Here is a 10,672-nt window from a genome sequence, read left to right on the forward strand (position 1 = left end):
CCGCCGATGTAGCGGGCCTTTCCATATCGGGCTTTATTCAAGCGGTATTACTCTGTCCAGAGCGCGGCCTGAATGGACTGCCAGCTCTCCCTGCTCGGCGCAACAATAAGCCCGCCGCCGGTGTGAGAAGGCAGGTACGCGCTGCCGTCCCAGCGCGCGATGTACCCACCCGCTTCCTGATGGATCAGCGCTCCGGGAAGATGGTCCCAAGGCATAAGCTTGTTGTAGACGGCGAAATGCGCCCCGCCGGTCGCGATAATCCGATATTCGTGCGCCGCGCAGCGATAGCCGATCTGCGACAGGAATTTCGTATGATTGCGCGCCAGCCGCGACCGTATTGGCTCGGCAGTATATTGCCATGAAATCGAGCCGGTCATCTGGTCGATCGGAGCAGGCTTCGCAACGCTTACCCGGCTTAGATCGCCGTTGGCATGGCGAATATGGCTCCCGCCGCCTCTGGACGCCATGATCCAGTCATTGCCGACGGGATCGTGAATGATACCGGCGACCGTTTCCCCCTTCGACACCACCGCCAGCATCACGCCAAAAAGCGGAACGCCTGATGCGAAGTTGAAGGTGCCGTCAACGGGATCGATTGTGAATGCAAGTTCCGCGTCGTTCAGACCATCCAGCAAGGCCGGATTGTCCGAGCAGGCTTCCTCGCCCACGATCACCGCGTCGGCAAACCGCTCCTTTAGCCTGGCTGTGATGTAGCGCTCCGCATTCACATCGGCTTCCGTGACCAGATCGGCAGCAGAAGTCTTCTGCTTGATATCGCCCGCATCCAGCCTGCGGAATCGCGGCATGATCTCCTCACGCGCCGCATCGGCCAGCAAATCGGCCAGCCAGTCCATCTGTCCTTCATCAAAGCGCATGATCGTCCTCTCCTGCATCGTTCAGCGTCAGTCCCGCGAAATCGAACAGCTTGCGATCCAGCAGGTGGCTTGGACGAACATTCGTCATGGCGCGGATCATCGTGTCCTTGCGGCCCGGCATGCGCTTCTCAATGTCGGTCAGCATGGCTTTCATCGCATTGCGTTGCAGCCCTTCCTGACTGCCGCACAGGTCGCACGGAATGATCGGAAACTGCATCGCGGTCGCGAATATCTCCAGATCATCCTCCGCCGCATAGGCCAGCGGACGGAACACCATCAGGTCGCCCTCGTCATTGACGAGTTTCGGCGGCATTGCCGCAAGGCGTCCGCCATGGAACAGGTTCATGAAGAAGGTTTCGAGAATGTCTTCCCTGTGGTGGCCGAGCACCACCGCCGAGCAGCCTTCCTCACGCGCGACCCGATAGAGGTTGCCGCGGCGCAAGCGCGAGCAAAGCGAGCAATAGGTGCTCGTTTCCGGCAGCTTGTCGGTGACGATCGAATAGGTGTCCTGATATTCGATGCGATGCTCGATTTCGTAGCGGTTCAGGAAATCCGGCAGAATGTGCTTGGGAAAGTTGGGCTGGCCCTGATCCAGATTGACCGCCAGCAGCTCGACCGGCAGCAGGCCGCGCCATTTGAGATCCAGCAGCAGCGCCAGAAGCCCATAAGAGTCCTTGCCGCCCGAAAGGCAAACCATCCAGCGTTCGCCGGGTTTGACCATCGAGAAATCCTCGATGGCCTGCCGCGTCAGGCGCAACAGACGTTTGCGCAGCTTGTTGAATTCAACCGTGGTCGGCACATCGCGGAACAGCGGGTGACAGCCGTCGCTGCCCGCATCTTCTGCAATATCTGGATCGAAAGCGTTCATGGTGCTTCCCGAAAATTGAGGATGTTGCAGGCTTCATACCGAAAAGCGGGCGCGGGGAAAACCGGGAAACCATAATTGTTTGCGAAAGACGCAAAACCGCTTCGCACTTTTGCTGGAAATGCTCTTTTAAACTACGCATTATCCCGCGCAAAACCGCTTCGCACTTTTGCTGGAAATGCTCTTTTAAACTACGCATTATCCCGCGCAAAACCGCTTCGCACTTTTGCTGGAAATGCTCAATCAAGCTACGCATTGCCCTGCGCAAAACCGCTTCGCACTTTTGCTGGAAATGCTCAATCAAGCTACGCATTGCCCTGCGCAAAACCGCTTCGCACTTTTGCTGGAAATGCTCATTCGAGCTACGCATTGTCCTGCGCAAAACCGCTTCGCACTTTTGCTGGAAATGCTTAACGAAAAAGCCGCGCTGATGGACAGCGCGGCTTTTCGATTTCGGCAAATATCCAGCGCGCCAGAGCGCGCATGGAATTAACGCGAATAGAATTCGACGACCAGGTTCGGTTCCATCTGAACGGCGTAAGGCACATCCGTCAGGGTCGGAACGCGGGAGTAGGTCGCAACAAGCTTGTTGTGGTCGACTTCGATGTAGTCCGGAACATCACGTTCAGCGAGCTGAACAGCTTCCAGAACGATAACCAGCTGCTTCGACTTTTCGCGAACTTCAACAACGTCACCGGCCTTCAGGCGGTAGGACTGGATGTTGACGCGGCGACCGTTCACATTCACGTGGCCGTGGTTGATGAACTGGCGGGCAGCGAAGATCGTCGGAACGAACTTGGCGCGGTACACGACTGCGTCGAGGCGCGATTCCAGCAGACCGATCAGGTTTTCACCGGTGTCGCCCTTGCGGCGAGCGGCTTCTTCGTAGGTCTTGCGGAACTGCTTTTCGGAGATGTCGCCGTAGAAGCCCTTGAGCTTCTGCTTGGCGCGCAGCTGCACACCGAAGTCCGACAGCTTGCCCTTGCGGCGCTGGCCGTGCTGGCCCGGGCCATATTCACGACGGTTTACCGGGGACTTCGGACGGCCCCAGATGTTTTCGCCAAGACGGCGATCAATTTTGTACTTAGCGGATTCGCGCTTGCTCATCGCATTTCCTTCAAAGGTTATAGCGCCCGAAGACGCTGGAGGAAACGCGCCCTCCTCTGCCCTCCGTTTTCGAGGACTGACAGGATGAAGCGCGCGAGCGCAATCTTCATCCACGGGACACGTCAAATGAAACGCCAGCGCGATGACGCGCCAGCGATGGCGGCTTTTAGTCATCCAGCTCTTATCTTGTCAAGCGCGCAGGGTCGAAAAAGCCGGAAAAACCGGTGTTCGGCATGCGTTTCCTACCATTTGCTACGCTCTGCCATCAAGCGTGAAGGAACGCCATTCCCTGTTTCGTCATTAGCCCTGACGGAACCGCTACTCATGAGGCGTCAATGGCTTTGTCTTTTTTTCCGTCCGGCAAGGGTGCATTCACCGCGCTGATCGCGCTTGGCCTCGTTGCAATGCCGTCCTTGTCCGGCATTCTTTCCGGCGAGGCGCAGGCGCAAACCTTCATCGAACGCATCCTCAAACAGGACGCCCAGAAGGCAAGGCAGCATCGCAAACGTCCGGTGGCAAGACATACCCAGAGAAAACCAGCCGCAAAGCAACAAACGGCAAGACAAGCGAGCCCCGCACCGACGGCTGAAGCAAAACCGGCGCCCGGCTTCGCCATACCCGTTCCCATCCCGCGGCCGGAGGATACAGCAAACAAGAAACCGGAGCCGGAACCCACGCCCCTTCCGGAGGAAAAGCCGGATTCCGAACCACAGGAACAACCCCGCCCGGCCCCGGCTCCATCTCCGGAGATTCCGACAAGACCTGCGGAACCGGCAGGCAATCCTAAACAGGCTGACGAGAAACAGCAGGACGCCAAGCCGGAAATCGAAGAACGAATCTATCAGGTGTCCTGCCCGGCGCTCATTTCCGGCCAGGTCGAGGGCAAGCTCCTGCCTCCGATCAAGGACGGCGAGCAATGCGGGGTTCATTCCCCCCTGTCCCTGACCGCCATCGGCAAGGACGAGCCGTTGAAATTCGCCAATGCAGTGACCACGAATTGCGCAATGGCCGTCACGCTGGCGCAGTGGAGCAGCGAAGTGACGAAAGCCGCGAAGGATGTTTACGGCCCGGATTCAAAAATCACGGAGATCGGCGTCGGCTCGGACTATCAATGCCGAAAGGTAAACGGAGCCTCGTCGGGGCGGGTTTCGGAACACGCCTTTGCCAACGCGCTCGACATCATGTCGTTCACATTCGCGGACGGCAGCAAAACGCAACTGGAAAGCGGCTGGAACGGCAACGACAAGGAAAAGGCATTCTGGCGCGCCGTGCACGGTGCAAGCTGCAAGCTTTTCATGACCGTGATCGGTCCGGATGGCGACGCCGCGCACCGCACCAACATGCATCTCGACCAAGGCTGCCACGGCAAATCCTGTCTTGCACGCATTTGCCAATAAGCTATCGTAAGCGTTGGAAATTCATAAAAAAATCAGAATTGCGCCTGTAATCTCGGTTCCATTATCGATTCAACCCCGCCTGATCGCCAGTGAAAGACGGGTCTCCAGAAGGACATGGGCATGAAATCGACCAAACTTGTAGTTTCCGCAATTTTCACACTTGGTTTTTGCGCTGCGGCTCATGCCGATGCCGTTCCGAAGCGCTCGAAGGATTTTACAGGAAATTACCAGACGCTCGTCAAGGATCAGCGGGTCGCGCCGCAGATCGCCGACTGTATCGCCAGCGGCTATGACTATGTGAAGAAGAGCAAGAAATATGATCGTCTCGGCTTCACCAAAGACGATATTTCCGACGCGCAAACCGATGATAAATCATCGAAATTCAGTTCCAGCGACCCGCGCAAGGTGTCGGCGGTGATTTCGGTTCCCGGTGAAGCCCGCAACAAGGGTGTTTCCGCGAAGTGGGACAGCATCACGCTGCGCTGCGGCATCACCGACGGCAAGCTGAAAGCAATCGAACTCGCCCCGAACAAGGCCGACAAGTAAAGATCACATGGCGAGTGCCAGACGGCGCTCGCCTGTCCTGTTCAGTGCTTCTTGCCGCCGTCTACGTGCTCCGGCAGGCTTTTGCGCTTGGTTTCGGCAAACTCTTCCAGTTCCTTTTCGGTCATCGATTCATACATTTCCTTCGACGCGCCGATGAGTTCGCTTTTCTTGATCTCGCCGCGTTTGGCAGCAAGGGCAGCTCCGGCTGCCTTCTGTTGGGCTTGTGATTTAGCGGGCATGGCTTTCTCTCCTGTCTGACAAGACAAACGCACGGCGAGTCGGCCCGGTTCCCCTTTTATTCGTTGCCTTCGTCAAAACGAGCGCGTGCATCGCGAAGCAGGTCGCGGTTCTTGACTGCCCATTGGCCGAGCACATCGATCGGCACGGCCAGAGAATGGCCAAGCTCGGTCAGTGAATATTCCACTTCGGGCGGAGATGTCGGGCGAACATGCCGCGAAACCAGCCCGTCCCGCTCCAGCGACCGCAGCGTCACCGTCAACATGCGCTGCGAAATGCCTTCGATGGATCGCCGCAAGGCATTGAAGCGCATCGAACCTTCCTGAAGATTGAAGACGACGAGAATGCTCCACGTGTCGCCCACCCGATCCAGCACTTCGCGGATCGGACAGGCGCCGTCCCCATCGGTTTTGAAGGCCGGAGTGGATGAGAGCAAGGGCGTCTTGCCGTCAGGCCGTGTCGATATCGTCATCTGCTTCTCCTCGGACAGGCGGTCCACCGCCCGGCGCGCATTTTATTCTTCGAGCCTCGCCGCTTTCGAACGCACATGGTCTATGTTGGCGGCAAAATCCCGGTAAAACAATTGGTTAGATCGATCCCTGCCTTTCGGCTTCGTCGAAACCGCCCTGAACACTTGCCTTCGACGCGGTTACTTCCATGTACCCTGAACATGTAAAAGTGCGTTCTTCACACGCTTGGCAGCATCACTTATGTAGTTATCAGAAATAACCTGATTACGAAACATACCTCAATTCATTCGATACGAGAAGATCGGAAAGGAAAATGCCATGACCAGAATCGCACTGATCGGCGCAACGGGTTTTGTGGGCGCCGCAATTCTCAAGGAAGCCGCAGCACGCGGCCACCAGGTGACCGCACTGGTTCGCCATCCGGAAAAAGTGGAAAAGCTCGCCAATGTCACAGCGTTAAAGGCTGACGTATTCGATACTGATGCGCTTGGAAGCCAGCTTGCGGGGCATGACATCGTGATTTCGGCCTACAATCCGGGCTGGAGCGACGAAAATATCCGCGAAAATCACATCAATGGCAGCCGCTCCATCACGGAAGCCACCAAAAAGGCCGGCATCAAGCGCCTTATAGCGATTGGTGGCGCAGGCAGTCTTTCGATCAATGGCAAGCAGCTGGTCGATTCGCCCGAGTTTCCTGCCGAGTGGAAGGAAGGCGCGCTCGGCGCCCGTCAGGCACTGGAAGACCTCCGCGGCGAGGACCAACTGGAATGGACATTCGTGTCGCCGGCGATCATTCTCCAGCCGGGCGAACGCACCGGAAAATACCGTCTCGGCGGCGACGAACCGGTGTTCGACGACAAGGGCGAAAGCAAGATTTCCGTCGCCGATCTGGCGGTCGCCATTCTGGATGAAGCTGAAAACGGCCAGCATATCCGCAAGCGTTTCACAGCCGCCTATTGAGGCAAATCACAGATTTGCCGCATTTTTGACGGGCGTTCGCCACAAAATCGGTGGTGAAATACACACATCACCACCGGTTTTTTGCGCAAAAAGAACGCAAAACGAGCTCGCCGCCACTCTGTCTTAATTACCTCAAACCAGTTCCACGTCCACGACACCGTGAATGGCTTTCATGGCGCTCGCGATCTGCGGGCTGACGCGATAACGGTGCGGCAGTTCGATCTCGACTTCGCGCTGGCCGTTGTCCTTGATGACGATGAGGCTCACCTGCCCGTCGCCGCGCGTATTGAAATGCGGCGCGATATGACGGACCGCATCGGCGGAGCGCAGATAAAGCCGCATCGCCTTCTGCATCCGACAGGCCTCGTCTTCGAGCGACTGCACCGTCTGGATACGCAGCCCGATGCCTTCGGGACGGTTTTCCGCCTGAACAGTAATCACCACCGACTTGCCGCTTTCCAGAAGATCGCGATATTGCGCGAGCCCTTCCGAAAACAGCACTGCTTCGAACTGGCCGCTGGCATCGGACAGTTGCACGATACCCATCTTGTTGCCGGTTCGCGTCTTGCGCTCCTGACGGGCTGTCACGGTGCCCGCCAGACGTCCGGCATTGGCGCCGCGCTTGACGGCTGCGGAAAAATCCGCCCAGCTTTGAACACGCATCCGGTTCAGCACATCGCGATATTCATCGAGCGGATGGGCCGACAGATAGAAGCCGACCGCCTGAAACTCGCGATGCAGCATTTCCGATGGCAGCCAGGGCGCTGCCTGCGGCAGGATGAGCGTTTCCTTGGGCGCGCCGGACAGGCCGAAGATATCGGACTGGCCGCTTGCGGCATTTTCCTGCGTGCGCTGGGCAAAGCCCATGATGCGATCCATGCCCGCACTCATGGCCGGACGCTCGCGACCGAAGCAATCCATCGCACCGGCATTGATGAGGCTTTCCAGCACCCGCCGGTTGACGATGCGCGGATCGACCCGCTCGCAGAAATCCTCAAGGCTTTCAAAAGGCTTCTCGGCCCGCACCTCGACGATATGATCGACCGCCGCCTCGCCCACGCCCTTGATGGCGGCAAGCGAATAGAAAATCTGCTTCTCGCCCACTTCAAACGGACGGAACGACGTCATCACCGACGGCGGCACGACCTCGATGCCCAGACGATTGGCCTCGCGGCGGAAATCGTTGAGCTTGTCGGTGTTCGACATATCGTAGGTCATCGACGCGGCGAGGAACTCGACCGGGTAATGCGCCTTCATATAGGCCGTCTGGTAGGAGACGATTGCATAGGCAGCGGCGTGCGACTTGTTGAAGCCGTAGTCGGCGAACTTGGCCAGCAGGTCGAAGATCATGTTGGCCTGCGCCTTGTCGACACCGCCTTCGATCGCGCCATCCACGAAACGGACGCGCTGCTTGTCCATCTCCTCGCGGATCTTCTTGCCCATGGCGCGGCGCAAAAGGTCAGCTTCACCGAGCGAATAGCCGGAAAGCACCTGCGCGATCTGCATCACCTGTTCCTGATAGACGATAACGCCCTGCGTTTCCTTGATCAGGTGATCGATCTTCGGGTGAATGGAGGCGATCTCCTCCTCGCCGTTCTTGCGCGCATTATAGGTCGGGATGTTCTCCATCGGGCCGGGACGATAAAGCGCCACAAGCGCAATGATATCCTCGATCCGGTCCGGGCGCATGCCGAGCAGCGCCTTTCGCATGCCGGCACTTTCAACCTGGAACACGCCGACCGTTTCACCGCGCGACAGCATTTCATAGGTGAGCGGATCATCGAGCGGCACATGGGACAGGTCGATCTCGATCCCCTTGCGCGCCACCAGCTTGACCGCCGTTTCCAGAACGGTCAGCGTCTTGAGGCCGAGAAAGTCGAATTTGACCAGTCCCGCCTGCTCGACCCATTTCATGTTGAACTGGGTGACCGGCATGTCGGAACGCGGATCCCGATACATGGGCACCAGTTCGGACAGCGGTCGGTCTCCGATCACGATACCGGCGGCGTGGGTCGAGGCGTGGCGATAAAGCCCCTCGAGCTTGAGCGCCATATCGAGAAGCCGCCCGACGACCGGCTCCTTCTCGCGCTCTTCGTTGATCTTGGGCTCGGTTTCGATGGCCTGCGCTAGCGACACGGGATTGGCCGGGTTCTGCGGCACCAGCTTGCACAGACGGTCGACCTGACCGTAAGGCATTTCCAGAACGCGCCCCACATCGCGCAGCACGGCGCGGGCCTGCAAGGTTCCGAAAGTGATGATCTGCGCAACCTGATCGCGCCCGTATTTTTCCTGCACATAGCGGATCACCTCTTCACGGCGATCCTGACAGAAGTCGATATCGAAGTCGGGCATCGAAACGCGGTCCGGGTTGAGGAAGCGTTCGAAAAGCAGCGAGAACCGCAGCGGATCGACATCGGTAATCGTCAGCGCATAGGCGACGAGGGAACCTGCACCGGAACCACGGCCCGGCCCGACCGGAATGCCATGGGCCTTCGCCCATTTGATGAAGTCGGCAACGATCAGGAAGTAGCCGGGGAACTTCATGCGGGTGATGATGCCGATCTCGTATTCGAGACGCTCGGCATATTGCTCCGCCGTATAGCCTTCCGCGAGGCCCGCCGTCTCGAGCCGCATCTTCAGGCCCTCGCGCGCCTGCCGCGCCAGCTCGTCGGCCTCCGCCTGGAGGGCCGCTTCCGGATCGTCCGATTCGCCCGTGAAGCGCGGCAGGATCGGCTTGCGCGTCTGCGTGTACCAGCTGCAGCGCTGGGCAATCTCAACGGTGTTTTCGAGCGCTTCCGGCAGATCGGCAAAGAGTGCCGCCATTTCCGCACGGCTTTTCAGATGATGATCCGGCGTCAGGCGGCGGCGATCATCGTTGGACAATATCTGCCCTTCCGCGATGGCCAGAAGCGCATCATGGGCCTCGAAGTCTTCCGCCTTGAGAAAGAACGCCTCATTGGTGGCCACCAGAGGCAGGTCCATCTCATAGGCAAGCGCCACGGTCTTTGCCTCCAGCGCACGGTCATAGCCCGCCTGACGCTGCAGTTCGACATAGAGCCTATCGCCGAAAGCTTCCCGCAGGAAAGCAAGCCGTGCTTCCGCCCTGTCCGGACGGTCGGCGGCAAAGGCGCGGCCGATCGGCCCCAATGCGCCGCCGGAAAGCACGATGACATCTTTCGCCAGGGGCGGCAGCCAGCTCGCCTCGACATGCACCGGATCACCCGCCGGAGTGTCCAGGAACGCGCGGCTGACAAGCCGCACGATATTGGCATAGCCCTCTTCCGTCGTCGCGAGCAACACGATGGGGGCAAGGTCCAGCGCAACCCGGCGATTGGCGCTGCGTCCATTGTCGGCATGGTCGCCAAAGGCAACATCGATCTGGCAACCGATAATCGGCTGCAACCCGTCCTTCGATGCCTTCTGCGCAAATTCAAGCGCACCGAACAGATTGTTGGTGTCGGTGACTGCGATAGCCGGCGCCTCGTCGGCAATCGCCTGTTTGATGATCTTGCCGAGCGGCAATGCGCCTTCCAGCAAGGAATAGGCCGAATGTACCCGCAGATGCACGAAACGTGGCGTCAAAGCACCGTCATTTGCTGCATTGGCTGCTGCTGCATCACTCATACATCGACCCCGATCATCTGCCGAGCCACCCGGATGGACATACATCCGGCGCTCCAAATCCATGTATCGGACTTTCCAGAAATCGATTTCGATCCTGGCGCCGATACAGTAGCCGCCTGATAGCACATTGCTTCAAGCATGAACCACATTCGTGATTCATCGCGGCTGGCGACTCTGTCGCCTGAAAGCATCAGTTTCGGGGAATGAAGTGGCGATGTCCAGTAAGACTATCGCCCCCGTGGCGCGGGTTCACAGGAACCCGCTATTTCCTTCAAATAGCGCTCACCCAGATGGCGAAAGTTGCAATGAACAGGCTTACCGAAATGAAAGACAGAACGTCGTGGACGAGATCGGTCATGTTGGAAACTCCTCTGTGTTCACGTATGTTTATTTTTTGTTCTATTTTTGTTCCTAAGTCAACACCGTTATGCAACGGCATTCATTTTAGGGTTTACGAATAGTGAATACACAACCGCAGGCGGGAACTGCGAGAACAGAGTGAGGGTGACGCTGCCGGGCTCTGTTCAGGCAGAGCCGCACCTCGCCCTTCGAGACGCCGCCTGCGGCGGCTCCTCAGGATGAGGTGCTGGC

The 10,672-nt window shown here is 58.3% G+C and carries 10 protein-coding genes; 4 read left to right on the forward strand and 6 right to left on the reverse strand.

What is annotated here, in order from left to right; genetic code table 11:
- Positions 1–47: 47 nt before the first annotated feature.
- Together ABWW28_RS05800 and ttcA are read right to left on the reverse strand one after the other, a co-directional pair.
- Entirely contained in the window at positions 48–875 is an 828-nt protein-coding gene (locus ABWW28_RS05800) for an inositol monophosphatase family protein (RefSeq protein WP_075041664.1), read from the reverse strand.
- Positions 865–1,743: a tRNA 2-thiocytidine(32) synthetase TtcA gene (gene ttcA, locus ABWW28_RS05805; RefSeq protein ID WP_353390518.1), complete on the reverse strand. Its 879-nt coding sequence runs from the start codon at positions 1,741–1,743 to the stop codon at positions 865–867. Before ttcA ends, ABWW28_RS05800 begins: the two co-directional genes overlap by 11 nt.
- A gap of 75 nt (positions 1,744–1,818) precedes the next feature.
- Here ttcA and ABWW28_RS05810 point away from each other — a divergent pair, with 75 nt between their 5' ends.
- Positions 1,819–2,154 (forward strand): hypothetical protein, encoded by a 336-nt coding sequence (locus ABWW28_RS05810; RefSeq protein WP_253177139.1) that lies wholly within the window; start codon positions 1,819–1,821, stop codon positions 2,152–2,154.
- A 75-nt stretch (positions 2,155–2,229) separates the two neighbouring features.
- Here ABWW28_RS05810 and rpsD read toward each other — a convergent pair whose 3' ends face one another.
- Positions 2,230–2,847 (reverse strand): 30S ribosomal protein S4, encoded by a 618-nt coding sequence (rpsD, locus tag ABWW28_RS05815; protein ID WP_031345968.1) that lies wholly within the window; start codon positions 2,845–2,847, stop codon positions 2,230–2,232.
- 335 nt (positions 2,848–3,182) lie between these two features.
- On the opposite strand from rpsD, the gene ABWW28_RS05820 reads away from it, so the two are divergent.
- Both ABWW28_RS05820 and bspC read left to right on the forward strand, forming a co-directional pair.
- Positions 3,183–4,244, forward strand: a complete 1,062-nt coding sequence (locus ABWW28_RS05820) for an extensin-like domain-containing protein (protein ID WP_502904573.1) — start codon at positions 3,183–3,185, stop codon at positions 4,242–4,244.
- 120 nt (positions 4,245–4,364) lie between these two features.
- Positions 4,365–4,790, forward strand: coding sequence for a type IV secretion system effector BspC (bspC, locus tag ABWW28_RS05825; protein ID WP_025091399.1), 426 nt, complete (start codon positions 4,365–4,367; stop codon positions 4,788–4,790).
- Positions 4,791–4,831: 41 nt separating this feature from the next.
- Here bspC and ABWW28_RS05830 read toward each other — a convergent pair whose 3' ends face one another.
- Positions 4,832–5,029 carry a DUF3008 family protein gene (locus tag ABWW28_RS05830; RefSeq protein WP_021585016.1) on the reverse strand — a complete coding sequence of 66 codons (198 nt, stop codon included), beginning with the start codon at positions 5,027–5,029 and terminating at the stop codon, positions 4,832–4,834.
- A gap of 56 nt (positions 5,030–5,085) precedes the next feature.
- Positions 5,086–5,499 carry a winged helix-turn-helix transcriptional regulator gene (locus ABWW28_RS05835; RefSeq protein ID WP_021585015.1) on the reverse strand — a complete coding sequence of 138 codons (414 nt, stop codon included), beginning with the start codon at positions 5,497–5,499 and terminating at the stop codon, positions 5,086–5,088.
- A gap of 316 nt (positions 5,500–5,815) precedes the next feature.
- On the opposite strand from ABWW28_RS05835, the gene ABWW28_RS05840 reads away from it, so the two are divergent.
- Positions 5,816–6,457 (forward strand): NAD(P)-dependent oxidoreductase, encoded by a 642-nt coding sequence (locus tag ABWW28_RS05840; protein WP_021585014.1) that lies wholly within the window; start codon positions 5,816–5,818, stop codon positions 6,455–6,457.
- A gap of 132 nt (positions 6,458–6,589) precedes the next feature.
- Here ABWW28_RS05840 and dnaE read toward each other — a convergent pair whose 3' ends face one another.
- The gene (dnaE, locus tag ABWW28_RS05845; RefSeq protein WP_021585013.1) at positions 6,590–10,081 is read right to left on the reverse strand and encodes a DNA polymerase III subunit alpha; all 3,492 of its coding nucleotides are present in this window, start codon (positions 10,079–10,081) and stop codon (positions 6,590–6,592) included.
- Positions 10,082–10,672: the final 591 nt, after the last annotated feature.

Source organism: Brucella sp. NBRC 14130 (genome assembly GCF_040371715.1).
Classification (GTDB): Bacteria; Pseudomonadota; Alphaproteobacteria; order Rhizobiales; family Rhizobiaceae; genus Brucella; species Brucella intermedia.